The sequence below is a fragment of the Nocardioides sp. WJ219 genome, from assembly GCF_058559815.1.
The window spans coordinates 803,398-829,226 of record NZ_JBZUJV010000001.1 but is presented as its reverse complement, the minus strand read 5'-3'; the positions used below and the strand labels follow the sequence as shown (position 1 = coordinate 829,226).

25 protein-coding genes and 1 pseudogene are annotated in these 25,829 nt (G+C 70.0%); 18 read left to right on the top strand and 8 right to left on the bottom strand.

Annotated features, from left to right (window positions below):
* Positions 1-248: 248 nt before the first annotated feature.
* Complete coding sequence (locus tag AC4MBH_RS04020; RefSeq protein ID WP_491793047.1) at positions 249-608, bottom strand: DUF7674 family protein; 360 nt, start codon at positions 606-608, stop codon at positions 249-251.
* An 811-nt stretch (positions 609-1,419) separates the two neighbouring features.
* Between AC4MBH_RS04020 and AC4MBH_RS04015 the strand changes: the two genes are divergently transcribed.
* Positions 1,420-1,656: a hypothetical protein gene (locus tag AC4MBH_RS04015; protein ID WP_491793046.1), complete on the top strand. Its 237-nt coding sequence runs from the start codon at positions 1,420-1,422 to the stop codon at positions 1,654-1,656.
* Between the two features lie 232 nt (positions 1,657-1,888).
* Positions 1,889-2,449, top strand: a complete 561-nt coding sequence (locus AC4MBH_RS04010) for a sigma-70 family RNA polymerase sigma factor (protein ID WP_491793045.1) — start codon at positions 1,889-1,891, stop codon at positions 2,447-2,449.
* A gap of 137 nt (positions 2,450-2,586) precedes the next feature.
* On the opposite strand, the gene AC4MBH_RS04005 is transcribed toward AC4MBH_RS04010, so the two are convergent.
* Positions 2,587-3,636: a serine hydrolase domain-containing protein gene (locus tag AC4MBH_RS04005; RefSeq protein ID WP_491793044.1), complete on the bottom strand. Its 1,050-nt coding sequence runs from the start codon at positions 3,634-3,636 to the stop codon at positions 2,587-2,589.
* A gap of 796 nt (positions 3,637-4,432) precedes the next feature.
* Here AC4MBH_RS04005 and pdxS point away from each other — a divergent pair.
* The 4 genes and pseudogenes from pdxS to gcvPB form a co-directional block, all read left to right on the top strand.
* Positions 4,433-5,308, top strand: a pseudogene (gene pdxS, locus AC4MBH_RS04000) (pyridoxal 5'-phosphate synthase lyase subunit PdxS); the annotation flags it as partial.
* A 2-nt stretch (positions 5,309-5,310) separates the two neighbouring features.
* Positions 5,311-6,603, top strand: a complete 1,293-nt coding sequence (locus AC4MBH_RS03995; RefSeq protein WP_491793043.1) for an ATP-NAD kinase family protein — start codon at positions 5,311-5,313, stop codon at positions 6,601-6,603.
* A 36-nt stretch (positions 6,604-6,639) separates the two neighbouring features.
* Entirely contained in the window at positions 6,640-8,043 is a 1,404-nt protein-coding gene (gcvPA, locus tag AC4MBH_RS03990; protein ID WP_491793042.1) for an aminomethyl-transferring glycine dehydrogenase subunit GcvPA, read from the top strand.
* On the top strand, positions 8,040-9,587 hold the full coding sequence (gene gcvPB, locus AC4MBH_RS03985) for an aminomethyl-transferring glycine dehydrogenase subunit GcvPB (RefSeq protein WP_491793041.1): 1,548 nt from the start codon (positions 8,040-8,042) through the stop codon (positions 9,585-9,587). Before gcvPA ends, gcvPB begins: the two co-directional genes overlap by 4 nt.
* A gap of 299 nt (positions 9,588-9,886) precedes the next feature.
* Here gcvPB and AC4MBH_RS03980 read toward each other — a convergent pair whose 3' ends face one another.
* Positions 9,887-10,822, bottom strand: coding sequence for an NADP-dependent oxidoreductase (locus AC4MBH_RS03980; protein ID WP_491793040.1), 936 nt, complete (start codon positions 10,820-10,822; stop codon positions 9,887-9,889).
* A gap of 229 nt (positions 10,823-11,051) precedes the next feature.
* On the opposite strand from AC4MBH_RS03980, the gene AC4MBH_RS03975 reads away from it, so the two are divergent.
* On the top strand, positions 11,052-12,206 hold the full coding sequence (locus AC4MBH_RS03975; RefSeq protein ID WP_491793039.1) for a sensor histidine kinase: 1,155 nt from the start codon (positions 11,052-11,054) through the stop codon (positions 12,204-12,206).
* A 197-nt stretch (positions 12,207-12,403) separates the two neighbouring features.
* Here AC4MBH_RS03975 and AC4MBH_RS03970 read toward each other — a convergent pair whose 3' ends face one another.
* Positions 12,404-12,811, bottom strand: coding sequence for a RidA family protein (locus AC4MBH_RS03970; protein ID WP_491793038.1), 408 nt, complete (start codon positions 12,809-12,811; stop codon positions 12,404-12,406).
* Positions 12,812-13,413: 602 nt separating this feature from the next.
* Here AC4MBH_RS03970 and AC4MBH_RS03965 point away from each other — a divergent pair.
* Positions 13,414-13,992: a TetR/AcrR family transcriptional regulator gene (locus AC4MBH_RS03965; protein WP_491793037.1), complete on the top strand. Its 579-nt coding sequence runs from the start codon at positions 13,414-13,416 to the stop codon at positions 13,990-13,992.
* Positions 13,993-14,000: 8 nt separating this feature from the next.
* Here AC4MBH_RS03965 and AC4MBH_RS03960 read toward each other — a convergent pair whose 3' ends face one another.
* Complete coding sequence (locus AC4MBH_RS03960) at positions 14,001-14,675, bottom strand: response regulator (RefSeq protein WP_491793036.1); 675 nt, start codon at positions 14,673-14,675, stop codon at positions 14,001-14,003.
* Between the two features lie 170 nt (positions 14,676-14,845).
* Here AC4MBH_RS03960 and AC4MBH_RS03955 point away from each other — a divergent pair, with 170 nt between their 5' ends.
* The 4 genes from AC4MBH_RS03955 (at position 14,846) to AC4MBH_RS03940 (ending at position 18,518) form a co-directional block, all read left to right on the top strand.
* Positions 14,846-15,790 carry an ABC transporter ATP-binding protein gene (locus AC4MBH_RS03955; RefSeq protein WP_491793035.1) on the top strand — a complete coding sequence of 315 codons (945 nt, stop codon included), beginning with the start codon at positions 14,846-14,848 and terminating at the stop codon, positions 15,788-15,790.
* Complete coding sequence (locus tag AC4MBH_RS03950; protein ID WP_491793034.1) at positions 15,790-16,575, top strand: ABC transporter permease; 786 nt, start codon at positions 15,790-15,792, stop codon at positions 16,573-16,575. Before AC4MBH_RS03955 ends, AC4MBH_RS03950 begins: the two co-directional genes overlap by 1 nt.
* A gap of 94 nt (positions 16,576-16,669) precedes the next feature.
* A complete protein-coding gene (locus AC4MBH_RS03945) occupies positions 16,670-16,969 on the top strand; it encodes a DUF1330 domain-containing protein (RefSeq protein ID WP_491793033.1) in 300 nt (99 codons plus the stop codon).
* 100 nt (positions 16,970-17,069) lie between these two features.
* A complete protein-coding gene (locus AC4MBH_RS03940; RefSeq protein ID WP_491793032.1) occupies positions 17,070-18,518 on the top strand; it encodes a dihydrolipoyl dehydrogenase family protein in 1,449 nt (482 codons plus the stop codon).
* Here the strand turns inward: AC4MBH_RS03940 and AC4MBH_RS03935 are convergent.
* Together AC4MBH_RS03935 and AC4MBH_RS03930 are read right to left on the bottom strand one after the other, a co-directional pair.
* Entirely contained in the window at positions 18,509-18,889 is a 381-nt protein-coding gene (locus AC4MBH_RS03935; protein ID WP_491793031.1) for a hypothetical protein, read from the bottom strand. The genes AC4MBH_RS03940 and AC4MBH_RS03935 overlap by 10 nt on opposite strands.
* Positions 18,886-19,935, bottom strand: coding sequence for a phosphatase PAP2 family protein (locus AC4MBH_RS03930; protein ID WP_491793030.1), 1,050 nt, complete (start codon positions 19,933-19,935; stop codon positions 18,886-18,888). The genes AC4MBH_RS03935 and AC4MBH_RS03930 overlap by 4 nt, the downstream gene beginning before the upstream one ends.
* Before the next feature lie 119 nt (positions 19,936-20,054).
* Here AC4MBH_RS03930 and AC4MBH_RS03925 point away from each other — a divergent pair, with 119 nt between their 5' ends.
* The 3 genes from AC4MBH_RS03925 (at position 20,055) to AC4MBH_RS03915 (ending at position 22,185) form a co-directional block, all read left to right on the top strand.
* Positions 20,055-20,804: a 3-keto-5-aminohexanoate cleavage protein gene (locus AC4MBH_RS03925; RefSeq protein WP_491793029.1), complete on the top strand. Its 750-nt coding sequence runs from the start codon at positions 20,055-20,057 to the stop codon at positions 20,802-20,804.
* Between the two features lie 66 nt (positions 20,805-20,870).
* Complete coding sequence (locus AC4MBH_RS03920) at positions 20,871-21,677, top strand: SDR family NAD(P)-dependent oxidoreductase (RefSeq protein WP_491793028.1); 807 nt, start codon at positions 20,871-20,873, stop codon at positions 21,675-21,677.
* Positions 21,678-21,717: 40 nt separating this feature from the next.
* Entirely contained in the window at positions 21,718-22,185 is a 468-nt protein-coding gene (locus tag AC4MBH_RS03915; RefSeq protein ID WP_491793027.1) for a MarR family winged helix-turn-helix transcriptional regulator, read from the top strand.
* Between the two features lie 96 nt (positions 22,186-22,281).
* Here AC4MBH_RS03915 and AC4MBH_RS03910 read toward each other — a convergent pair whose 3' ends face one another.
* Positions 22,282-23,184 carry a helix-turn-helix transcriptional regulator gene (locus AC4MBH_RS03910; RefSeq protein WP_491793026.1) on the bottom strand — a complete coding sequence of 301 codons (903 nt, stop codon included), beginning with the start codon at positions 23,182-23,184 and terminating at the stop codon, positions 22,282-22,284.
* Between the two features lie 153 nt (positions 23,185-23,337).
* Between AC4MBH_RS03910 and AC4MBH_RS03905 the strand changes: the two genes are divergently transcribed.
* From AC4MBH_RS03905 to AC4MBH_RS03895, 3 genes are all read left to right on the top strand, one after another.
* The gene (locus AC4MBH_RS03905) at positions 23,338-24,183 is read left to right on the top strand and encodes an SDR family oxidoreductase (protein WP_491793025.1); all 846 of its coding nucleotides are present in this window, start codon (positions 23,338-23,340) and stop codon (positions 24,181-24,183) included.
* Positions 24,184-24,329: 146 nt separating this feature from the next.
* Entirely contained in the window at positions 24,330-24,926 is a 597-nt protein-coding gene (locus AC4MBH_RS03900; protein WP_491793024.1) for a TetR/AcrR family transcriptional regulator, read from the top strand.
* Positions 24,927-24,997: 71 nt separating this feature from the next.
* Positions 24,998-25,825 carry a pyridoxamine 5'-phosphate oxidase family protein gene (locus AC4MBH_RS03895; RefSeq protein WP_491793023.1) on the top strand — a complete coding sequence of 276 codons (828 nt, stop codon included), beginning with the start codon at positions 24,998-25,000 and terminating at the stop codon, positions 25,823-25,825.
* The last annotated feature ends 4 nt before the right edge of the window (positions 25,826-25,829 follow it).

Here is a 25,829-nt window from a genome sequence, read left to right as displayed (position 1 = left end):
CCGGTCGCAGACCATGGAAGAGCCACACCAACACCCGGTGGGCAGCCGCACAGAGAGCCACCCAGCCAGTCACCTAGACCGCAGTCTGGCCAGACCCCGATCCTGCAGTCGAGTCTCTAGTAGCCGCGCTGCGCGCGATCCGGGCCACACGGATGGCCGCGATGACGACCGTGAATGGGTCCCAAAGACTCCGCTCAGCCGACGACTGTCGCGAGCCGATCGCCCGCTCGTGCCGATGGGCGGATGGGTCACTTGCTGGCGTGCCGCTGCCGCTCGACCTCGTTCGCCAACTCGCCTGGCAGGGTCGTGATGAGCGGCTGCATGTCCGCTTCCCACCAGGCGAGGTCTTCGACAAACGACACGGCGATGGCGTTTCCGACGTACTCGTCGCCCTCGCGCAGCGCCGCTTCCAACACGCCAAGGAGACGAACGAGCGCGTCGGCCCTACCTTCTTCGAACCAGGCGAGCGCCAGCCGACGTAGGTCTGCGATCAGCAGGTGCAGGAGCAGTTCACCCTCTTGCTCGTCGAGGTACTCCCGCAAGGTAGTCGAGGACTCGGGCACCCCCAACGAAAGTCGGGAGACGAACTCCGGGGCGGTGAGGGCCATGCCCACATCTTGCCGCAAGAGTGCACGCTCATGCCGCGTAGCGGGCTCCGCCCGGCTGACCGCCAGATGGGCGGCAACCCGGCTCTCGATACTCCCCGTTTACTCCCCTAATTCAGCATGCCCAGACGTGATCTCGGGTGATGCCCAGCCGCCGGGATGACGCAGTTTCAGGCTTGGTTGACACGGATTGGTGATCATCAGTGATTCGGCGTGAAACGGCTTGGCCTACTCAGCGGGTTCGGGGTTCGAGTCCCTGATGCCGTACCACCACAGCCTCCGACCTGGTCACCCAGGTCGGAGGCTGTTGTCGTCTCAGGCCAGGTTGCTCCTTCCACTCGCCCCTCGTCCGTGCGGACCGCTTGCCGATCACGCCCCGCCGGCCGCGATGAGCAAGGACGAGAAGGCTCTACGTCCTCGTGGTCTCGCGTCGGTCGCCTGCGTAGGTGTCCATCGTTCCGGCGAGCGAGGTGCCGGCCCGTCCACGACGTCAGGGCGTCCGCGAGCCCCCTTCATCCGTACGGTCCGCCCCCCTACCAAAGCCCGACCCCCGGCGCCCTCTCGTCCGATGTGCCCGCCTTCCACGATCTGGATGATGCTCCACATGGGCACGAACCACCGGCGTACCGCACCTCGGCTCCGTCGTAGGACATCGGCGTGCCGGTCGGTCGAGGTCGATGCCACACGGTCGGCATGTCTCATCGCCGAGCACTTCCCTGCATGACCCGTCAGGTACCTCGCGACCGACGCAACGCCGCCCAGCGGTGGGCACGTGACGACTCACGGGGCCCCTCGCCGACCCAAGGAGAGATCGATGGATCAACCAGGCACCGACCCACAGGTACTGAATCGCCGCCTGAGCATGGCCGGCGCCGTGCTCGGCTTCGTGGCACTCCTCGTGGCTCCTTTCATCATCGGCCCCATGGGAGCCTTCTTCGGCTTCCTCGCCTACGGCCGAGGCGACAGGCCCTTCGGCTTGTACGTCGGCATCGGTTCCATCGTGACCACCATCATCGGAACCGTCATCGCCGTAGCGGTCCTGAACGATTGAGGGCTCGAACCTGCGTCCGGCGTCGAGACCACGACCGTTGACGTGGAGAGCTCACGGCCGACGCGGCCGAGACATGTTTCCTGGTGCGCCACTCCTCCGTGGGGGACGCAACCTCGACGACGCGCACGACACGGCGCGCCAGCTGCTGCAGCGACGCCTCTCGGGAGGAATGTTCATGCCTGGTCCCTGCCCGGCTGCGGGCCGGTCCGCTCCTGCCCTCATCGAGGACTTGGTGGCCGACCACGCCATGTCGGTCCTCGCATATGTCCGCACGATCCTCAAGGACCACCATGCGTCCGAGGACGTCGTCCAGGAGACGATGCTGAGGGCGTGGCAGCACCGGTCTCGGCTCTCCGCCGACGGCGGGTCGGTACGCGGCTGGCTCCTGACTGTGGCCCGCAACATGGCCCTCGACCGGCTTCGGAGCGCCGTGTCTCGGCACGAGGTGCTGACATCCCACGATCACGGTCTGTGGGACGAGCCGGGCGGACGCGGCTGCTCGGCGCGTCCTCGTCGGCCTGGCGATGGGGCAAGTCCTCTCCCCAGCCGCTCGACCTCGGGTGCACGACAGCTCGACCACGCCGATTCCATCGAGCGACGTGACGAGGTCGTCTCACTGCTCTCCGGGCTCTCACCCGCGCATCGCGAGGTACTGGTGTGGACCTACCTGGTCGGCCTCGGGGAGAAAGAGACTGCTGGAGAGCTGGGGGTGCCGGCTGGCACCGTCAAGTCTCGACGCCACTACGCGCTCATCGAGCTGCGCCGACGCGGTGCGCTGCCTCCAGAGGAGTAGAGCGACGGTCGATCGCTCTCACCCACCGCGGACGCAGGTCGGCCCCGGCGGACGGTGCTCGCGCACCTGACCACCGGGGCCGTCGTCGCGCCCGGTCGGCGCCGTCCGTCGGGGCGCGACGCCGACCGGGAACCAGGTCAGTGGCAGAGTGCCGCGTCGACGTCCCGCTCCACCTGGAGGATCTGAGCAGGATCCGTCGCGGCGCTGTTGACCGCGATGGCAGCGGAGCGTCCATCGACGGCGGTGGCGTGACGGATGTGGTAGCCCGGGACGTCACCGCCGTGGCCCCAGGCCTCGACGCCGCACGAGGTCGTGAGGCGCACGATGCCCAGACCGTAGCGGTCACCGCCGATCTGGGTGACGCCGGACGGCACCGTCTTCTTCATCTCGGCGAGCATCGCTCGGCCGAGCAGCCTCCCGCCGAGCAGGCCCGCGAAGAAGTTGTTGACGTCGCGGGGCGTGGAGATCAGCTGGCCGGCCGCCCAACCCCAGGACGGGTCGATCTCGGTCACGTCGACGCCGCCGTAGTAGCCGTGGAGGGCGTCGGCGGGCATGCTCCGGTCGCGCGGCGCCGGCCAGTAGGTGCGCGCGAGGCCCAGCGGCTTGATGATCCGCTCGGTGATCAGCCGGTGGATCGGACGGCCGGACGCCTTCTCCGCCACGAGGCCGGCGACGACGTAGTTGGTGTTGGAGTAGGAGAAGGCGGCCCCGGGGGTCCCGGTGGCCGGCTGGGTGAGGGCGGTCCGGACGAGGGAGAGCGGCGCGTAGTACTTCTTGATGGCCGCGAAGAAGTCCCCGGCGAGGATGAGATGGTCGTAGTCCGGCAGCCCGCTGGTCTGCTGCAGGAGCTGACGGATGGTGATGGTGCGGCCGTCGATGCCCTCACCACGCAGCAGGCCGGGCAGGTAGGTCTCGACGGGGGCATCGAGGGCGACCTTGCCCTCCTGGACCAGCTGCAGCACGACCGTGGCCGTCATGGGCTTGGTGCTGCTGCCGATCCGGACCTGGGCGCTGGGCTGGGCGGTCCGACCGGTCGCGGTGTCGGCGAGACCGGCGGCGAAGTTCTTGGAGCCACCCCACGAGCCGCGGACCGAGCCGGTCGCACCGACGAACCCCAGGTCGCTCACCAGGTGGTCGAGGCGCCCCTGCAGGGGATGCGTGGACGTCGTCGTGGTGGACGTGGTCACCGCCTGAGGCGGTGTCGGAGCATCGGCCGTGTGGGCGGCCGGGACGGTCACCAGGCCGGTGGCCAGCATCGCACCGACAGAGGCCGAAACCGCCCATCGGAGACGCCGCCCGCCGTGCCTGGAGGACGGGACGGAAGGGGGTTGAACCTGCATGTGGAGACTCCTCGAGTGTGGACTAGATGACGGGATGGGTCTTGGTTTGATCAACGAGAACGACGAGGCAGCAGTGGATCGTCGGGGGGCTACTTCGCCGGTCAGGTGCGGCCGAGGGGCTGCCCCGGGACGAGGGCGTTGACCCACCTCGAGCCGTCGCCTCTCGCGGCGAGCCCGGGAATGGCGCTCCGGTCGCGGCAGTCTCACCGGCAGTCCTGACTGGTTCGTCGACGATGTACGAGACCGAGGCGCGAGGGGTTCACTGCCGGACCTCGAGGCGACTCGTGACGAGACGCGACGCCTTGTGGCGAGACGAAGCGTCTTGACACGAGACGGACCGACTCGTATCGTCCGAGCATTGGAAAGTCCAGTCGAGACCGAGTGCTGCACCTGCCCCGTGTGGCTCGGGTCGGGCCGCGAGGTCGTCTCGACCGACGAGCCCGCCCGAGAAGAGGCGAACCCGATCGCGTCCGGCCATCCGGTCAGCGAGGCCGCGGTCCCGGGGTCCGTCCGCGAGCTCGCCGACGTCCACGTCGAGGAAGAGGGGTCCACCCAGATGCTGCAGGACGACACCAGACCGAACGGCTCGGGGTCACGAGATGGAACGGCGTGGGCGGTCGGTGGCGCCCACCCCCCGGTCGCCTCCGGCACGTCGCGCGTCAAGCGCGGCATGGCGGACATGCTCAAGGGGGGCGTCATCATGGACGTCGTCAACGCCGAGCAGGCGAAGATCGCCGAGGACGCTGGCGCGGTCGCCGTGATGGCTCTCGAGCGGGTCCCGGCTGACATCCGCTCACAGGGCGGCGTGGCGCGGTCGAGTGACCCCGACCTGATCGACGGCATCATCGAGGCCGTCGCGATCCCCGTCATGGCCAAGGCCCGCATCGGTCACTTCGCCGAGGCCCAGGTCCTGCAGAGCCTCGGGGTGGACTACATCGACGAGTCCGAGGTCTTGACGCCGGCCGACTACGCCAACCACATCGACAAGTGGAACTTCGACGTCCCGTTCGTGTGCGGTGCCACCAACCTCGGCGAGGCGTTGCGTCGGATCACCGAGGGTGCTGCCTTCATCCGCTCCAAGGGCGAGGCCGGGACGGGCGACGTGTCGAACGCCGTGACGCACATCCGAGCCATCACCGGGCAGATCCGTCAGCTCCAGGCGCTGCGCGAGGACGAGCTGTGGGTCGCTGCGAAGGAGCTGCAGGCGCCGTACGAGCTGGTCAACGAGATCGCCCGGCTCGGCAGGCTTCCCGTCGTGCTGTTCACCGCCGGCGGCATCGCGACCCCGGCCGATGCAGCACTGGTCATGCAGCTCGGCTCCGAGGGTGTGTTCGTGGGATCGGGCATCTTCAAGTCCGGCAACCCGTCCCAGCGGGCCGCGGCCATCGTCAAGGCCACCACGTTCCACGACGACCCGGACGTCGTCGCCAGCGCCTCCCGTGGTCTGGGTGAGGCCATGGTCGGCATCAACGTCGACGACATCCCCGAACCGCACCGGCTCGCCGACAGGGGCTGGTGAGCATGAGCGTGCTGCCGAGCATCGACCCGGCGCTCGTCACCGCGGCCGTCGCTGCCGAGCCCCCCGGTCTCGACTCGAGCGACCTCGCCGCCGTGCGCCGGCCCGTCGACGACCACCACGTCCTCGACAGGGAGAGCGCGACCATGGCCAGTCCTGCCACGACGGGCACGGATGAGGGACCCACTCTCGGCCTCATCGTCAATCCCGTCGCGGGCATGGGCGGATCGGTGGGACTCAAGGGCACCGACGGTCCGGACGTCCTGCAGGAGGCGCGGCGGCGCGGCGCGACACCTCAGGCCCAGGGCCGCGCACGCATCGCACTGACGCGCCTCGCGGAGTCGGGGACACCCCTTCGCGTCGTCACCGGGTCGGGTGAGCTGGGCGAGGTGCTGGCGCGCGAAGCCGGACTCGACCCGCTCGTGGTCCATCGACGTGGGCCGGGCGCGTCGTCCCCGGTCGACACCCGGGCGCTGGCCGAGACGATGGCGTCCCGATCCGTCGACCTCATCCTGTTCGTGGGTGGCGACGGCACGGCACGCGACGTGCTGGGTGCCGTCGGCGACCGGGTCCCGCTGCTCGGCGTCCCGGCCGGCGTCAAGATGCACTCGGCGGTCTTCGGCACCAGCCCGAGGAACGCCGGCCACCTGGCGGCCCTCTTCCTCCAGGGCAGTCCCAGGGCGCTGCTCCGCGAGGCCGAGGTCATGGACCTCGACGAGGTGGCCTTCCGCGAGGACCGGATCTCCGCGCAGCTCTACGGGTACGCCCGGAGTCCGTACGAACGGCACCTCGCGCAGAACGCGAAGTCCGGCGGGCAGGCCGGCGAGGACGGCTCGCTGGCGGCAGCCACCCGGCAGGTGGCCGCGCGCATGCGACCCGGGTGCCTGTACCTGATGGGACCCGGGACGACGACGAGGCGCGTCACCGACGCACTCGGCGTGCCGTCCACCCTGCTCGGCGTCGATGCGGTCCTCGACGGCGAGTCGGTCGGCCTCGACCTCGACGAGCGGTCCTTGCTGCGGCTCGCGGCCGAGCACGAGACCTACCTCGTCGTCGGCGTGCTGGGTGGGCAGGGCAGCCTGTTCGGCCGCGGCAACCAGCAGCTCAGTGCAGCCGTCATCCGCCGAGCAGGCCGCGACCGGATCATCGTCATCTCCTCGGTCGAGAAGCTCGCCGCCCTGGACGACGCCGTGCTGCGCGTCGACACCGGCGACGACGAGCTCGACGCGCAGCTCAGTGGCTACATCCGGATCGTGACCGGCGACGACCGCAGCACGGTGTTCCGGATCAGCACCTGACGACCTCCCACCACCTACAACCGAAGGAGACCTCCCGTGAGGGGACCCACCGCACATCCGTACATGGCCAACTCCGTACCGGCCATCCAGCAAGAGATGCTCGAGGCGATCGGCGTCGACAGCATCGAGGAGCTGTTCTCCCAGATCCCCCAGGACCACCGGAGCACGCGTCCGCTGGACCTCCCCCCCGCGCTCAGCGAGGCCGAGCTCAAGCGCCACCTCGTCGGGATCCTGGCGAGGAACCGCACCTGCGAGCAGAACCTGAACTTCCTCGGGGCCGGCGCGTGGCAGCACCACGTCCCCGCCGCGTGCGACGAAGTCGTTCGTCGCAACGAGTTCCTCACCTCGGTCTTCGGGGAGCCCAGCTCGGACCACGGCCGCAACCAGGCCTGGTTCGAGTTCTGCAGCCAGCTCGGCGAGCTGGTCGAGCTCGACCTCGTCGGCCTGCCGGTGCGCAGCTGGGGCTCTGCTGCGGGGCACGCCATGCGCATGGCCGCCCGCATGACGGGCCGCAACGAGGTCGCCGTCGTGCGTGCGATCGACCCCGAGCGACTCTCGGTCATCCGCAACTACTGCGAGCCCGTCGAGATGGCGAGCCACATCGCGGTCCGTCTGGTCGACTACGACCCGGTCACCGGCCTGATCGACCTGGACGACCTCCGCGCCGCGGTGGGCGAGCAGACGGCCGCGGTCTACTTCGAGACACCGTCCTACTTCGGCGTCATCGAGCACCAGGGCGCCGAGATCGCCGCCATCGCGCGGTCGGCCGGCGCCGAGACCATCGTGGGGGTCGACCCGATCTCACTGGGTGTGCTCGCCTCGCCGGTCGACCTCGGTGCGGACATGGTCGTCGGCACGATCCAGCCGCTCGGCGTGCACATGCACACCGGCGGGGGCGTGGGCGGGTTCATCGCCTCCCGCGACGAGGACCGCTACGCCCACCAGTACCCGACCCTGCTGCTCAGCATCGGCGAGACGCTCCAGGAGGGTGAGTACGGGTTCGGGCTGGGCCTGTTCGAGCAGTCCTCCTACGGACTGCGCGACGAGGGCAACGACTGGACCGGCCACTCCGTCTACATGTGGGCCATCGCCGCCACCACCTACATGGCGATGATGGGCCCGAAGGGCTTCGAGGAGATCGGCGGGCAGATCTTGCAGCGCGCGCACTACGCCGCGCAGCTGCTGTCGGAGATCGACGGAGTGAGCGTCACCTTCCCGCAGGGGTTCTTCAAGGAGTTCGTCGTCAACTTCGACAAGACCGGCACGAGCGTCGACGCCATCAACGAAGCCCTCCGAGACGTCGCCATCTTCGGTGGCAAGGACCTGTCGGCGGACTTCCCCGAGCTGGGGCAGAGCGCCCTCTACTGCGTCACCGAGATCCACACCCAGTCCGACATCGAGCGCCTCGTCGGCGCCATCAGGAAGGTCGTCACGCGATGAGCACGCAGCCCCAGCAGTACCAGGCGCCGGTGTGGAACGAGCCGATCATCATGGAGATGGGGTACCCCGGTCGTCGAGGAGTGCTCTTCTCCGACGTCGGGGAGGAGATCGAGTCCCGGGTCGGACCGGTCGCGGACCTCATCCCCGCGGCCGTACGCCGTCAGGAGCCCGCGGCCCTGCCGGAGCTGTCGGAGCCGGAGGTCCTCTACCACTACCTGCGCCTGTCCCAGCAGACGCTCGGCATGATGGGCGTCAGCCTCTTCGGTACCTGCACCATGAAGTACAACCCGCAGGTCAACGAGGAGATCGCGTGGCGGCCCGAGGTGACGGAGGTGCACCCGTACCAGCACGAGGACACGATGCAGGGCACGCTGGAGATCGTGCACAACGCGGACCTCGTCCTGCGGGAGATGTCGGGGATGGACCAGTTCGTGTTCCAGGCCGGCGGCGGCGCCGAGGCGGCCTTCACGAACTGTGCCGTGGTCCGTGCGTACCACGCGTCTCGCGGCGAGCTCGAGCAGCGCGACGAGATCATCACGACGATCCAGACCCACCCGTGCAACGCCGCAACCGCGGCTGCGGCCGGGTTCAAGGTCATCACGCTGATGCTCGACGAGAACGGCTACCCGTCCCTCGACGCGCTGAAGGCCGCGGTCTCGGACCGTACGGCCGGACTGATGGTGGGCAACCCCGACGACATGGGCGTCTACAACCCCGAGATGAAGGAGTGGGTGCGGATCGTCCACGAGGCGGGCGGCCTGTGCTTCTACGACAGCGCCAACTTCAACGGGACCATGTCGAAGATCCGCCCGCGCGAGATCGGCTTCGACGCCTGCATGTTCATGCTGCACAAGACGTTCGGTGCGCCCAAGAGCGGCGTCGGCGGCCCGGCCGTCGGTGCATACGGCTGCTCGGCCGAGGTAGCGCCGTTCCTGCCGTCGCCGCTCGCCGCACACGACGGTGAGCGCTACCACCTCGACTACGACCGCCCGCAGAGCAGCGGCAAGATCCGCGAGTTCTGGGGCAACGTCCCGGTCGTCCTGAAGGCCTATGCGTGGGTGCGCTCGATGGGTGCCGAGCAGATCGCGCAGGCGTCGGACCTGTCCGTCCTCGGCAACAACTACATGGAGAAGGGGCTGCTCGCGATCCGCGGGATCACTCGCTCGCACCCCGACCAGACGTCGCCGCGGATGGAGATGACCCGCTACAGCGTGCAGACGCTCAAGGAGGAGACCGGCGTCGACATCCACGACGTGCAGAACCGCATGGCCGACTTCGGCGTGGACCCCGCGTGGACCAGCCACGAACCGTGGCTGGTCCCCGAGCCGTTCACGCCCGAGTCGGGCGAGATGTACGGCAAGGAGGCGCTGGACCTGTGGGTCGCGGTGATGCAGCAGATCTCCGACGAGGCGTACTCCGACCCCGAGATCGTCAAGACGGCACCCCACAACCAGGCGATCCACCGCCTGAAGCCCGGGGTGATCGATGATCCGGACACCCGCGCCATGACGTGGCGGGCGTTCCGACGCAAGACCGGCCGCTAGGCCCGGCGACCCGTCGGGGTCCACGGTGCGACTCTCGGTCGAGAGCCGCACCGTGGGCCGTTGGCGATGCGACCCTCAGGGGTCCGAGTTCCTCCACCAAGGGGCGGCACCGCGCTGGCGCAGGCCCGCCGCGACCTCGCCGCCGAGCTCGAGAGCAGGCTCGACCGGGTCGGCGCACGCGACCGCTCCCACCTGCACCGCACCTTGCAGGCCATGCTGGACCTACCGCCGACCTCCGGCAGCTGACCTGTCCCGATCGAGATCGCCCGGCGGCCCGAGCGGTCCGAGGAGCTGGTCGATCAGCCGAGCACGATGACCGTCTTGCCGAGCAGTCCGCCGTTGCCTGCGTCAGCGTGGACCGCCGGCAGGTCCTGCAGCGGTCGGCGGTCGACCACGTGGACCTGCAGCCGTCCTTCGTCGATGCGGGTCACGACGTCAGCCAGGTGAGCCCCGTCGGGGACGACCCACACGCCCGCGGCGCGCACGGACCGTTCCTCGTCGGCCGGGATCGGCCCCGCAGAGCTCACCGCGATGCCACCGTCCGCCACGTACCTGGTCAGCCCCGGCAGGTCCTCCGGTGCCAGCCGGACATGGTTGACGACCACGTCGAACGGGCCACCGACCGCCTCGGGCCCGGCTGCGAGATCGAGGGGCCCGAACACCTGCGTCGCCCCGTAGGCGCGCAGGCGGTCGGCGTGCTGCAGCTGATCGACAGCGGTGACGGTGGCGCCGGCGTCCACGGCCATCTGGACCACCATGCTTCCCACGGCTCCCCCGGCGCCGTTGACCAGCACCGTCTGCCCCGCGGTGATGCCGGCGAGCTCGACGGCTGCCTGGCGCGCGGCCAGCCCGGTGAGCGGAAGCGCCGCGGCATCGACGAGCGGAACACTGCGGGGCGCTCCAGCCACGAGATCAGCCGCGACGACCGCGTACTCGGCCGCGCCACCGTGCGCGTCGAGGGGGAACATCGCGACGACCGGGTCCCCGACCCGCCATCCGCTGACGCCGGCACCGATCGCGGCCACCGTGCCGGCCAGGTCCAGCCCGGGGGTGATCGGAAGGGCAGTAGGGATCACCTCGGCGAGCACCCCGAGCCTGATGTGGTCGTCGACCGGGTTGAACGAGGTGGCCGCCACCAGCACGAGCACCTCGCCCGGCCCCGGGACCGGCTTGTCCACCTCCTCCTCGCGCAGGACGTCGACGCCGCCGAACTGGTGGTAACGAATCGCTCTCACGTGCTCTCCTCGGGTTGTGGTGTGGCACCCTCTCGTCGAAGGTCAGTTGCCTAGGCAACTCTCATGAGAGTGACTCAGTTGCCTGGGCAAGTCAACTAGCGGGCGGGGCAGCATGCCGATCCGGACGCGACGGGCGACCTCCGAGCACCCCTGGGGAGGTCCTTTAGCAGGGGTGGTGGGCGACCTCGGACCGATGCGGCACCGCGCGGGCGCGGCGTACCGTCGTGGCGTGCTGGACTCGAGCGGGCTGGGTGAGTCGTCCCAGGCGCCGCTGAGGCGACGGGACCACGCCTGGCGTCTGCTGGCGGCGTTCAGCTTCAGCATCGCTGCGTGGGTGGCCGTCCTCACGTACCGATCGGCGTTCGAGCGCACCACCGACGTGGCCCTCGGGATCCTCGCGCTAGGACTTGTACTAGTACGACGACGACAGCCACTGGCCGTCGCGGCTGCCACGGTGACGCTGGCTGCCCTCAGCTCCCTCGCCGCCGGGCCCTCGATCCTCGCCATGGCCTCCCTCGCCACGGGACGACGCTGGCACCAGGTCCTGCCCATCGGCCTGCTCAGCGTCGTCGGAGGGGAGACCTTCGTGGCGCTCAACCCCTCGACCCAGACCGACCCGAGATGGCTCACCGCGGCGTTGAACACCGTGTTCACCGCTGCGGTACTGGCGTGGGGCATGTACGTCGGATCGAGGCGCGAGCTCCTGTGGAACCTGCAGCGTCGGGCGCAGACCGCCGAGGACGAGCGGGACCTGCGCGCCGCCCAGTCCCGCCTGGAGGAGCGCAGCCGCATCGCCCGCGAGATGCACGACGTCCTCGCTCACCGGATCTCGCAGATATCGGTCCGAGCCGGTGCCCTCAACTACCGCAGCGACCTGAGCCGCGAGGAGATGCGCGACAGCGCCGGGATCATCCGCGAATCGGCGCACCTGGCCCTGACCGACCTGCGTGGCGTGCTCGGGGTGTTGCGCGACGACGTCGACGAGCCTCGACGCACGCCGCAGCCGACGTACGTCGACCTCGTCGACCTGGTCGAGGACGCGCGCCGGGCAGGGATGCGCATCGCCTACGCCGACGGTCTCGGGCCGGCCGCCGTGCCCGACGCGTTGGGTCGCACGATGTACCGGATCGTGCAGGAGGGGCTGACCAACGCGACCAAGCACGCTCCCGGCGCCGATCTGGAGATCGACGTGACCGGGGCGCCCGACGTCGGCGTCGCGATCGTGATGCGCAACGCGCTGGGGTTCGCCGGCTCGGCCACCCCCGGATCAGGCCTCGGGCTGATCGGCCTCACCGAGCGGGCCGAGCTGAGCGGTGGTCGGCTCGAGCACGCCCGCGAGGGCCGGGAGTTCGTGGTGCGCGCGTGGATGCCGTGGACGCCATGAGCGACCTACCGACTGGTCCGCTCGAGTCGTGGGATCGGCGGCGGCGCGGGCACGAGCCCCTGCATCGGTGAGCTGCTCCCGCTTCACCGCCCCCATGGGGGCGGTGGCTGCAAGCAGCAGGACGACCAGCACGCACCTGATCTGCGCGAGCTGGTCCCAGCTCGCCACCACCTCTCCGCACACGGCAGCGAGAGCGCTCATGCCAGGACGGCCGTCGCCTCGATCTCGACGAGGAGCTCCGGCACCCAGAGGGCCTGGACGCCGATGACGGTGAGGGGCGGCAGCGGTGTGCTGTAGCCGTAGGACCCCTGAGCGCGTGCCAGGCCCTCGAAGAGGCTGGGCGCCATCTCTTGGGTCCAGCCGACGACGTAGCAGGTGAGCCTGGCGACGTCGGTGACGCCGCCTCCGGCGCCGCCAACTCCTGTGGCGATGTTGCCGAGCGCGTCGTGGACCTGCCCGGCCAGGTCTGTCGAGGTGGGCTGTCCCTCGGGGTCGACCGCCAGCTGTCCGGCGAGGAGGACGATCCTGGAACCCGTCGCCGACGCGACCGGCGCGTAGTCGGACTGCTGCAGCAGGCCCTCGGGGTGGCTGAGTCGAACGGTCATGGCGGGTCTCCTCGGACGGGTGTGTCGTACTGGTGGGCAGGTGGCTGGTGGCGATGGGTCGGCGTCGCGGACAGGCAGCGTCCGGCCGAGCAGACGATGGTGTCCGGGTCAGCCCGGGCCGGCCTCGAGGTACTCGGCACGCATGGGCCTGGGGCGTTCGTGGGCATGCTGCGCAGGCCCGTCAGCCATGCCGTGACTGAGGGTGCGTGTGCTGGGGCGATCGCCGACGACGGCTGGCGGCGTCGCGCAGCGACGTGGTCCTGCCGCGCCGTCGGCACGTCGGTGACGGCTTCCCGAACCGCTTCCTCTCCTCGGAGGTGGCCAGGTAGGCCACGCCCGTGACGAGCAGGGCGCTGACCGTCACGGACAACACCAACATCGTCAACATCTCCAGGAACATGGGCATGACCAGTCCACATCGCTTTCTGTCGCGTGTCCCTCGGCTCCGACCTCCAGGCACCTGGCGTCACGGAGACAGCTCGTCACCACGCGTACGAGACGGGTGGAGCACATCGCCTCGACGTGGCGGGGGCTCCGCACGAACAATACGAGTCGTGCCGTCTCGCGTCAAGACGATCCGTCTCGTTGGGTAGGCTGCGCGCATGCCTGCCAAGACACCGGATCCCAGTCGGCGCAGCGAGCGAGCCCGTCACGCCATCCTCGACGCCTCCATCGCTCTCGTCGGCGAGCTCGGGTACGACAACGTGTCGATCGAGGCGATCGCCAGCCAGGCTCGCGTCGGGAAGCAGACGATCTACCGCTGGTGGCCGACCAAGGGACTGATCGTGCTCGAAGCCGCCACCCGCAGCCTCGACCCCGTGGTCGTCTTTCCCGACACGGGAGACATCGATGCCGACCTGAGGACCCACTTCTTCGGCATCGTGGACCTGATCTCGACCACTGGCTTCGGGCCCGCATATCGCGGCCTCATCGCCGCCGGGCAGTCCGACGTCAGCCTGTTGGCGGCTCTCTCCGAGCAGATCATCGAACCCAACATGAACGCGTTCGGCGAGCGTCTCGCCCTGGCACAGCAACGCGGGGAGGTCCGCGCGGACGCCGACGTGTCGACGTTGCGTGATCTGCTCTACGGCGTCATCGAGTACCGACTGATCCACCTGATGCCCATCGAGCCCGCCCACGTCGACGCCGTGCTGACGGTGACCCTCGCCGGGATGCGCTAGGTCGCCACTCAGGTCATGCCTGCGTCGTGGACGCAGATGGCGACCTGGACGCGGTTCGTGACGGCGAGCTTGCTGAAGAGCTGGGCGATGTGACCCTTCACCGTCGTCACGGACAGGTGCAGCTCCGCAGCGATGTCGGTGTTGCTCAGGCCGCGACCGACGGCGACGGCGACGTCCCTCTCGCGCGGGGTGAGAGTGGCGAGCCGCTGCCCTGCCTGGCGCGCCCGGCCGTCGTCACCCTTGTCCCGCAGCCGCGAGAGCAGGGTGCGGACCACCGACGGGGACAGCATCGGCTCGCCGTTCGCCACGCGGCGGATGGCCGTGACGATCTCCGGCGGAGGGGTGTCCTTCAGGAGGAAGCCGTCTGCGCCGGCACCGAGGGCCTCGACGACATAGGCGTCGGCGTTGAACGTGGTGAGCACGATGATCCGCGGGGGGTAGGGGCGGGACATCACGACACGGGTCGCGCGGAGGCCGTCCATGCGCGGCATCCGGATGTCCATCAGCACCACGTCAGGGTTGAGCCGGTCGACCTGTTCCACGGCCTCACGTCCGTCGACGGCCTCGCCCACGACCTCGAGGTCGTGGTGACCGCCCAGCATCATCCGCAGCCCGGACCGGACGATGCCGTCGTCCTCGACGATGAGGACACGCGTGGGGGCCTCGCCACTCACGGAGCCCACGGGTTCCACGCCTCAGCCCGACTCGTCGCCTCCCGCACGCCTTGAAGACTGGCACCCCCGACGTGGCCAGCGCATCAACCCGAGGTCGTCGGTCTCCCCTACCAAAGGACCGGAGAGGTGCGGCCACTTGTCAGATGCTCACTGCCGCGTACCGCCCCACGCTGGAGCACATGATCGAAGTATCAGGACTCACTCGTTCGTACGGCAGGTACACCGCCGTCGACGACGTCAGCTTCAGGTGCCGCCCCGGGCGCGTCACCGGCTTCCTGGGGCCCAACGGCGCCGGCAAGACGACCACCATGCGCATCATGGTCGGACTCACGTCGCCGAGCCGTGGCAAGGCCACCATCGGCGGCTACGACTACCACGACATCGTCAACCCGGGCCGCCACGTCGGGGTGCTCCTCGACGCGAGCGCCCAGCACGCGGGGCGCACCGGACGCGAGATCCTCACCGTCGGCGCCAGGACGATGGGGCTGGCCGGCTCACGGGTCGACGAGATGCTCGACATGGTCTCGCTCACCGACTCCGAGGCGAAGCGGAAGCTGCGCAACTACTCGCTCGGGATGAAGCAACGGCTCGGGATCGCCCACGCGCTGCTCGGCGACCCGGAGGTCCTGATCCTCGACGAGCCCGCCAACGGCCTCGACCCAGCCGGCATCAGGTGGATGCGCGACCTGCTCAAGGGCTACGCGCGTCGCGGTGGCACCGTCCTGCTGTCCAGCCACCTCCTCCACGAGGTCGAGCTCGTCGCCGACGAGCTGATCCTCATCGGTCACGGAAGGATCGTGGCCCAGGGGGACAAGGAGAGCCTGGGGTCCTTCGACACCACCGAGAGCGCGCTGGTCACCGCAAAGGACAACCACGAGCTCGCCGCGGCCCTCCGGAGGGAGGGCTACGAGTCACGGCCCGAAGGCGCCGGACTGCGCGTGGAGGCCAGCACCGCCGACGTCAGCCGTGTCTCGGTGCAGCACTCGGTGATCCTGACCGACCTCCGCAGCGGCGCCAAGGGCCTCGAGGACCTGTTCCTCGAGCTCACGTCGTCAACCCAACGTGAGGGCGAGAGCTCACCTCTCTCGCTCGCCGCCGTCCCGACCTCGCAGGGAGCGAGCTGATGACGATCGACACCGACCAGCCGATGCCGCGACTCGACTTCACGTCGACACCACCGATCAGGTTCTCGCGGCTGGTGTCCGTCGAGCTGCGCAAGAGCGTCAACACCCGGGCGGGCCGATGGCTCGTCGCCGCGGTCCTGGCGCTGACCGCGGCCGCCATCACCTTGTACTTCGCGATCGCCGACGACGGGGACAAGACGTTCGCGGACTTCATCGGGTTCGCCGCGAGCCCCCAGGGCTTCCTGCTACCGGTCCTCGGCATCCTGCTGATCACCAGTGAGTGGAGCCAGCGCACCGCTCTGGTCACCTTTGCGCTCGCACCGTCACGGACCCAGGTGGTCGGCGCCAAGATCGTCGCTGCCCTGCTGCTCGCCCTCGTCGCCTTCGTGGGGGCCGTCGCCGTCGCCGCAGCGGCCACCGCAGCCGGAGGCCAACGCGACGGCTTCGACGACGTCACCGTCGCGACCCTGGCACTGTTCCTCGCGCTCCAGCTCCTGGCGATCCTGCAAGGCATGGCCTATGGCTTGATCCTGCTCAACACTCCGGCGGCTGTGGTGGCGTTCTTCGTGCTCCCGACCGCATCCTCGATCATCTTCACCTCGGTCCCCGCTCTCGAGGACGTCGCCCCCTGGCTGGACCTGCAGACCGCGCAGAGTCCGCTGATGAACGGTGACTTCACCGTGTCCACCGAGCAGCTGGCCCGCATCGGCCTGACGGCCCTGATCTGGATCGTCATCCCGTTCGTCGCCGGTTGGTTCCGGGTCATGCGAGCCGAGATCAAGTAGCAGCAGGTGTCGGTGCGGCGCCGGACGTCGCACCCGCGCACGAGGATGCGCGACTGCTCAACCCGCCCACGACCCACGACGGAGGACCCCAGGCATGAGTGCCTACATCGTGTTCCAGCGCGACGCCACCCACGACCAGCAGGCCCTCGACCGCTACGCCGAACGCGCCGACAGCACGTTCGCCGGCCACGACGTGCAGGCCCTCGTCGACTACGGCCCGCACGAGGTACTGGAGGGGCCTCCCATCGAGGGCGTCGTCGTCCTGCAGTTCCCGGACGTGGCGGCGGCGAGGGCCTGGTACCACGGCGAGCAGTACCAGGAGGTGGTGCAGGACCGTCTCGCGGGCGCGACCTACCGGGCCGTGCTCGTCGAGGGTGTGGACGCGGGAACGTGAGCCTCATCCGGAGAACGTCCACGCCGACCTCGAGTCCGCGCCCCGGAGCACGGCGCGTGGCTCACCGACATCGTTCACGCGCAACGGGCAGGAGCCAACGATGACCGACCACAGCACCGACACCTGGGACCTCATCGTCATCGGAGCCGGCGCGGTGGGTGAGAACGTCGCCGACTACGCCACCAAGAGCGGACTCAGGACCGTCATCGTCGAGGCCGAGCTCGTCGGCGGCGAGTGCTCCTACTGGGCCTGCATGCCGTCCAAGGCGCTCCTGCGACCCGCGACCGTGCGCCTCGCCGCCCAGCGCGTCGCCGGCGCGAGCGCTGCGGTCACGGGCGACCTCGACGTCGCGGCCGTGCTCGAGCGACGCACCGGGTTCACGAGCGCCTGGAACGACGAGGGCCAGGTCACCTGGCTCGACAGCGCCGGCATCGACCTCGTGCGCGGCCACGGCCGGATCGTCGGCGAGCGGACCGTCGACGTGACGCAGGCCGACGGCGCGACCCGGCGTCTCACCGCGACGCACGCCGTCGCCGTCTGCACCGGCTCCCTGCCCGCCATCCCTCCGATCGAGGGACTCGTGGACGCGAAGCCGTGGACGAGCCGCGAGGCGACCTCGGTCACGCAGGTGCCCGGTTCGGTCGCGATCCTGGGTGGCGGCGTCGCGGCGGCCGAGCTTGCCACGATCTACGGCTCCCTCGGGGCTGAGGTCACCGTGATCCTCCGCAGCAGATTCCTCAGCGCGCTCGAGGACCTCGCCTCCGACCGCGTCCGCGCGAGCCTCGAGGAATCGGGCGTCCGCTTCGTGACCGCATCGCCGTCGAGCGTGACGCGCGCCGAGGACGGACGCGTCCACCTCACGATCGGGGACGACCTCGAACCGGTCGTCGTCGACGAGATCATCGTGGCCACGGGTCGTCGGGCCGTGTCCACAGGACTCGGCCTCGAGGACGTCGGCGTCTCACCGACCGACCTCCGGGTCGACGACTCGATGCGCGTCATCGGCGTCCCCGGTGACTGGCTCTACGCGGTCGGCGACGTCAACGGTCGCGCGCTCCTCACCCATCAGGGCAAGTACCAGGCGCGCGCGGCGGGCCTCGCGATCGCGGCTCGCGCCACCGGCACGCTCGCGTCCGACCGATCCTCGCGCCCTGAGCCGTGGAGCGACCACGCCGCGACGGCCGACCACGCCCACGTGCCCTCCGTCGTGTTCACGGAACCGGAGGTCGCGACGATCGGTCTGACGTCCGCGGCCGCCGCGAGTGCGGGCCTCCCCGTCCGCGTCCTCGACCACGACCTCGGCGCCGTCGCCGGCGCGGCGGTGCACTCGGACGGCTACGCCGGCGCCGTCCGGGCCGTCGTCGACACCGAACGCCGGGTCATCGTGGGGATGACGTTCGTCGGCCAGGACGTCTCGGAGATGCTCCACGCCGCGACCATCGCCATCGTCGGCGAAGTGCCGCTCGACCGGCTGTGGCACGCCGTCCCCGCCTACCCCACGATGAACGAGGTGTGGCTGCGCCTGCTCGAGGCCGAACGCTACGCGTGACGTCGCTTCCGCTGCCGGTCAGCTCGGTCCAGGACGAACGGCATCGTGTCGAGGAGGGCGGCAGCACCCGCGGTGGTGGGGCCTCCCGGGACGCTCAGCACGAGGCGGCGGCCTCGGGCAGCGAGGATCCGGCGGCTGATGGCCACCCCCGTCAGGAAGTCGACCGTCAGGGCCTCGACCGAACCCACCGTGAGGACCACGACGTCGACACGGTCGGGCAGGTCGCGCGCCAGCTGGCGCATCTGTCGGATCACCGACCGAGCGCCGACGTTGCGTCCCGTCGGCAGCGTCACCCGGGCGGCCTCCGGGCTCGGGCTGCTGGGGCGTCCTCGCGTCTCGTGCGGGGCCGGCGTTCGTGGCGGGTGGCTCATGGGGAGTCCTCCAGGACGTAGTCGCTCTCGCGAGCAGGGACGGTGCTGGTCGCGGCGGTGCTGGCGATGGCCGCGTCCGCCTGGACCTGGGGGTGCACCTCGCCCCGGCCCGCGCCCGCGCGTCGAGGACGCCGTCGCTCCCACGCCGACGCAACCCCCATGACGAGGGCCGCGAGGAGTCCGCCGGCCACCAGGTCGATCACGTAGTGCTCGCCGAAGTAGACCAGTGCGACGCACATGGCGGCGGGGTACAGGAGGAGGAGCCACCGGTACCTGCTCCGAAGCCTGCTGATGCCGTACAGCGTGACCAGCACGGCCGTCCCGGCGTGCAGCGACGGCATCGCGGCGACCGGGTTGCCGACCCCGTGGAGGACGACGTTGGCGCGCTCGATGCCGAGCTCGCCCCAACCACGGGAGGTCAACCGCTCGACCGGTCCGAGGTAGCCCTCCTCCGAGGCGAGCCAGGGCGGCGCCATCGGGTAGCCGATGTAGATCATCAGCCCGGCGAAGTTGAGTCCGATGTAGCGACGCATCCACGCCAGCCACTCGGTGCGGTCGGTCGCCCAGAGCAGCACGGCCAGGACGAGACCCACCAGGAAGTGCGTCGCATAGACGGTCGTGAGGCCCACCTCGAACCACTGCGTCGGTGACTCGAGGCGGCACGGGTCGCCGCACCATGCGCGTTGGAGGTGCTCGGTCGGGGTCGTTCCGCCGAACAGCCAACGATCGGCCTCGATGGGCATCGTCCAGTGCACCGTGATGTCGAACTCGTCGATCCATCCCCGGCTGAAGAAGTACGCCGTCAGCAGAGCCGCCGGGAGGGACCAGTCACGCAGGAACCCCAGGTGGTGTCGCCACGGTGCCTGGGCGTTCCAGGCGATCGTGCCGAGCCACGCGGCGATCAGGACCGTGATCGCGTCGTTCGGGATGCCGATGGTGGCCGACCAGGTGCCGACTGCGGCGACCCATGCCGTCATCGCCCCGGCGCGCACCCGACCCGACGTCCGGTCCACGGTGCGGCCGGGTGGCGGATGGACGTGACTCATGCCTGTCATCGTCGCGACGCCGTCGCGGTGGCGCATCGGACCTGAGCCGGAAGCAGACCGGTCCTTTAGTAGGTGCAGCACCGTCCCGCGGACGACGCCACTGCGGCGACAATGGCCGGGTGGCCCCACCCGAGACTGATCCCACCACCAGCCGAACGTTCCAGGTCGCGCTCAACGGCGGCACGGTCCACCCTGCGATGCCGCTGACCGCTGAGGAGATCGCCGCCGACGCGGCCGCCTGCGTGGCGGCCGGCGCCAACCTGCTGCACCTGCACGCGTACGACGACGAGGGCGTCGAGACCTTGGCCGAGCCGGCCGTCACCCGGGCCATCGAGGCGGTCCGCGCGCGATGCCCGGGCGTTCCGATCTCGATGACGACCTTCGCCCAGATCGAGCCGGACCCACGCCGGCGTCTCGCCACCGTCTCGGGATGGACGGTGCTCCCCGACCTGGTCCCGGCCAACCAGGGCGAGGCGGGGATCGTCGAGCTGACCGAGCTGCTGTCCGGGCGCGGTGTCGGAGTGGAGGCCTGTGTGTTCACCGTCGCCGACGCCGAGATCCTGGTGGGTCGAGGCGGTGTCGAGCGGTTCCGTCGCATCGTGGTCGAGCCCATGGAGCCCGATCCCGTGGAGGCGTGCGACCACGCGGTGGCGATGGAGGCCGTCCTGGTGCGGGCAGGCGTGCGGCTCGAGCAGGTCCACCACGGGATGGGTCCGGCGTCGTGGCCCGTGCTACGGCAGGCGATCGCGCGCGGTCACGGGATCAGGACCGGCCTCGAGGACATCCACGTCCTGCCCGACGACACCGGGGCCACGGGCAACCTCGCGCTGGTGCGCGCAGCGGCAGCACTGCTGGCCGGCGCCCCATGATCATGCCGAGATCCCGAGGTGCAGCCGTCGTTGACCTGGCACCGTCCGGGCCGTGAGGATTCACGCATGCTGCCCCCACACCTGAGCCTCGCCGGCCGGGTCGCACTAGTCACGGGCGCCGGTTCGCCGGACGGCATCGGCTTCGCCACCGCCCGACTGCTCGGCGCGCACGGCGCGGACGTCGCGGTGGCTGCCACCACCCGTCGGGTCCACGAGCGGGCTGCCGAGCTCGAGGAGCTCGGCATCCGCGCGATCGGCGTCGTCGCAGACCTCACCGACGAGGTCCAGGCGCAGGAGGCGATCGCTACGGTGGCGGGCGCCCTGGGGCCCCCGGATGTCCTGGTCAACAACGCCGGCATGACGAGCGTCAGCGGGCCGGCCGCCGCCGTCGCATCGGCTGGGAGCGAGTACGGCTCGGTCGCGGACCTCAGCCACGACCAGTGGCGGCAGTCGCTGATGCGCAACCTCGACACCGCGTTCCTGGTGACCCGTGCGGTCCTGCCCGGGATGCGGGAGCGGGGCTGGGGCAGGGTGGTCATGGTCTCCTCGGTGACGGGTGCGGTGATGGCGATGCGGGACACGGCGGCCTACGGCGCGGCGAAGGCCGGGATGCTCGGCCTGGCCCGCTCGGTCGCGGTGGACCACGCGGCCGAGGGCATCACGTCGAACGCGGTGGCACCGGGCTGGATCGCGACGGGCAGCCAGGCGGCGTTCGAGGTGGCCCAGGGCGAGCACACCCCAGTCGGGCGCAGTGCCACGCCCGACGAGGTCGCGGCCGCCATCGCGTTCCTGTGCTCGCCGGGGGCGTCCTACGTCACCGGCCAGTGCCTCGTCGTCGACGGCGGCAACGGCATCGCCGAGGAGCGTGGCTGACCGAGCCGCCGCGACTCCCCGATCAAGTACGGTGCCGACCATGACGAGCCCCGACCGCTGGCTCGATGAGGAGCAGCAGGAGACGTGGCAGGAGCTGCTCACCGTGGTCATCGCGCTTCCCGCGTTGCTCGACCGTCAGCTGCAGCGCGATGCCGGCATCTCGAACTTCGAGTACAGCGTCCTGGCACGACTCTCGATGACCGAGTCGCACTCGATGCGGCTCGGCGAGCTGGCCACCCAGGCGAACAGCACCCAACCCCGACTCTCCAAGATGATGACGCGCTTCGAGCACCAGGGTTGGGTGACACGACACCCCGACCCCGACAACGGCCGGTACACCTTTGCCACGCTGACCGAGGCCGGCCTCCAGAAGGTCGTGGACAGCGCCCCCGCACATGTCGACATGGTCAAGGAGCTGGTGTTCGCTCCCCTGACCCGACCTCAACAACGGCAGCTGGGCGCAGCGCTCGCCCGTGTCGCAGGCGAGTTGCGCGAGCGACTCGACTGAGACGCACCGGCGCGGCCAGACCTCACCCGTCGCGCTGCTCGGCTCTCGCTTCGCTCCATCCGGCGGATCCGGACGATCTGGCGAGCGGTCAGATCGCTAGAAGGAGTCCCCAGGCGCCACGCGAGCTCGCTCCATCACTTCACCTGCAGGATGTTGAGGGATCTTTGCCGCGAGTAGCTGGAGGGCGTGCGCGGAGCTGCTTCCCGGCTCGGCGTCGTAGACCATGATCGTCTGGTCGGAGTCGTCGCCGGGCGTGAGCGCCTGGTACGTGATGGTGAGGTCGCCGACGAGCGGGTGGTGATATCTCTTGCTGCCGATGCTGCGCTGGTGCACGCGGTTGCGGGCCCACAGGCGCCGGAAGTCGGGACTCTGGATGGACAAGTCTCCGACGAGCCGACCCAGCGCGGGGTCGTCAGGGTGTCGCCCTGCGTCCATCCGGAGCATCGCCGCCGTGTCTGCAGCGACCTGGTCCCAGTCGACGTAGAGCTCCCGGGCATGGGGGTCGAGGAACACGAACCTCGCTTGATTGCGGTCGGCAGCAGTCATGTTGGCAAAATCGGCGATGAGCAGGGCGGCCAGCCGGTTCTGGCCGAGGACGTCCAGCCTGCGCCCGAGCACGAACGCTGGCCGGAGCGCGGCCTCGAAGGTGTCGAGCAGGGCTTGCGTCGCCGAGGCGAGCCGCTGCGGTCTCACAGGACGTCGTCGTCGAGCAGCGGGAGCTGGCCTGGCGATCGCGTGCAGGTGCGCGCGTTCGACGTCGTCGAGTCCCAGCGCTTCGGCGATGGCATCGAGGACCTCAGGGGAAGCGCTCCGGCTGCGTCCCTGCTCGAGGCGGGTGTAGTAGTCGACGCTCACGCCGGCCAGCGTCGAGAGCTCTTCACGACGAAGTCCCTCCACGCGACGTCGACCGACGTCGGCGATACCGGCCTGCTCGGGAGTGAGCCGAGCACGTGCCGCACGCAGGAAGTCGGCGAGGCGCGGCTCGAGCTCAACGGACATCCCCCCAGTCTTCCAGCCGCCGGCTCGCGCCACGAGGGACGAGGGGTGCCCAATCTGTCCCAGGAAACCTTGGGCCTTCTCCCTGCTCTCTCCCGTGCAGACGATGAACGGGTCGCACCTTGCGGCGCAACCTCCCGAAAGGAACCACCGTTCATGTCTGTCTGGATGATCACCGGCGCCGCCCGCGGGCTCGGCCTCGAGATCGCTCGCGCCGCCCTGGCGGCGGGCGAGCAGGTCGCTCTCGCCGCACGTCGCCCCGAGAACTTGCCGGAGGAGGTCCGCGATCACGAGAACGTTCTTCCCGTTCGGCTCGATGTGACGGACGAGGCTCAGGTCGCCTCCGCTGTCGCGGAGGTCGTCAAGCGCTTCGGCACTATCGACGTGCTCGTGAACAACGCGGGCCGCGGTCTGCTCGGCGCGCTCGAGGAGATCACCGATGCGGAAGCGCGCTCGCTGTTCGACGTGAACGTGTTCGGACTGATCAACACCACTCGCGCCGTTCTGCCAGTCATGCGCGCCGCCGGGCACGGCAAGCTCGTCCACATCGGGTCCCGATCCGGTTTCGAGGGTGAACCGGGGGTGAGCATGTACTCAGCGTCCAAGTTCGCCGTCGCCGGTATCAGCGAGGCACTCGCGGCCGAGCTGGAGCCTTTCGGCATCCAGAGCATGGTCGTCGAACCCGGTGTGTTCCGCACCGACTTCCTCGACGCGTCCTCCGTGCAGCTGCCCGACGTCCTCATCGCCGCCTACGACGGCACCCCGGCGCACCTCACCCTCGACTGGGTGGGCGAAGCCAACCACACCCAGCTCGGCGACCCGGTCAAGGGCGCGGCGTTCATCTACCAGGTCGCCGCTGGCGAGAGGCTGCCCCTGCACCTGCCCGTCGGTCAGGATGCCCTGGATCGGCGCGCCGCGATGACCGAACGTATCGAGCGCGAGACCACGCCGCTGCGTGACGGGTCGGCCGCGACCGCGCACCACGTCCACGACCACGAGTGACGTGCCCGTTCGTCGTGGCGGCCTCCTCGCGTCGTTGGCCCCGGGGACGCGGTCCACGAGTCGCCGCACCCGCGAGTGCGTCGTCACAGTCCCCGGCACTGGACGGCGACGTTGACGTTTTACCGAACGTTCGGTAATCTCGCGGCATGAGTCGATCAACGTCCGTCGCCGACCCCGCCCTTCTTGCGAGCCTGGCCGGGGTGTTCCGCGCCCAGGGATACGCCGGCGCGTCCTTGAGTGCCCTGTCGGACGCCGCCGGGCTCCAACGAGCGAGCCTGTACCACCGGTTCCCGGGCGGGAAGCCGGCGATGGCCTCGGCCGTCCTGGCCGACGTCGACAGCACGTTCGCCGAGGTGCTCGACCCGCTGGCGGAGATCGAGCCGCCCGCCGAAGCAGTGGCGGAGATGGCTCGACGCGTCGCCTCCGCCTACACGAACGGGCGGATGAGCTGCGTGCTGGACACGATGACGCTCGAGGGAGCACCTGCTGAGGTGAAGGCGCAGGCCTCGGCCCTCGCTCACCGCTGGATAGGCGCCATGGCGCTGGTGGCGACCCGGTCCGGAGCCAGCGACGCCGACGCGGACCAGCGCGCACGCGCGGCACTGGTGAACATCGAGGGCGCGCTGGTCGTCTCTCGCGTGCTGGGCGACCCGTCGGAGTTCGACCGCGTCCTCAGGTCGCTCCCAGCACTGCTGACGGGTTCGTCGAGGACCGACGAGGCAGACCAGGGGTCCGGCCGATGAACTCGACCCACGACGGCGAGCAGGCCGTTCAGCAGCGCGCAGGCGAAGGGGGCCCCGGGTGGGGGTCGCCGATGTTCGACGCGCGCATCCCTGGCGCGTTCGCCCGGTTCCTGCAGGACCAGCACATGCTGGTCGTCGGGGCTGCGGATGGTCGTGGAGCGATGTGGGCGAGCATGTTGTCCGGACGACCGGGCTTCGTCGCCGCGGTGGACGACCGCACCGTGGTGATCGACCGCGTCCCCGCTCCGGGCGACCCCCTGCACGACACCTTCGAGACCGCGAGCGACATCGGGATCCTCGCGCTGCAGCCGCAGACCCGTCGGCGCATCCGGGTCAACGGAGTGGCCGTGCGGGACGAGGACCGGCTCGTGGTCAACACCGAACAGGTGCTCGGCAACTGCCCGAAGTACCTCCAGACCCGCACGGTCTCGGACATCGACGACACCGCCGAGCCGGGGCACGCCCAGCGGGCAACGGTCCTCACCCCGCAGCAAGCCGAGTGGATCCGGCAGGCCGACACCTTCTTCATCGCCAGCCGGTCCCCGGGCCATGGAGCCGATGTCTCGAGCCGCGGAGGCATGCCCGGGTTCGTCACCGTGAGCAGCCCCGGCCGCCTCCGCTGGCCCGACTACACGGGCAACCAGTTCTACATGACCTTGGGCAACGTGCACCTGAATCCAGCCAGCGGCCTGCTGTTCGTCGACTGGGAGAGGGGCCACACGCTGCAGCTCACCGGAAGGGCTCGCATCGACTGGGACCCCGAGTCCGCCCGCCCCTACCCCGGAGCGCTCCGGGTCGTCGAGTTCGACATCGAGGCGCTCGTCCAGATCGACCACGCGAGCCCCCTGCGGTGGCAGCTGCAGGAGTACTCGCGATTCAACCCCGCAACCGCGCGGTGACCGA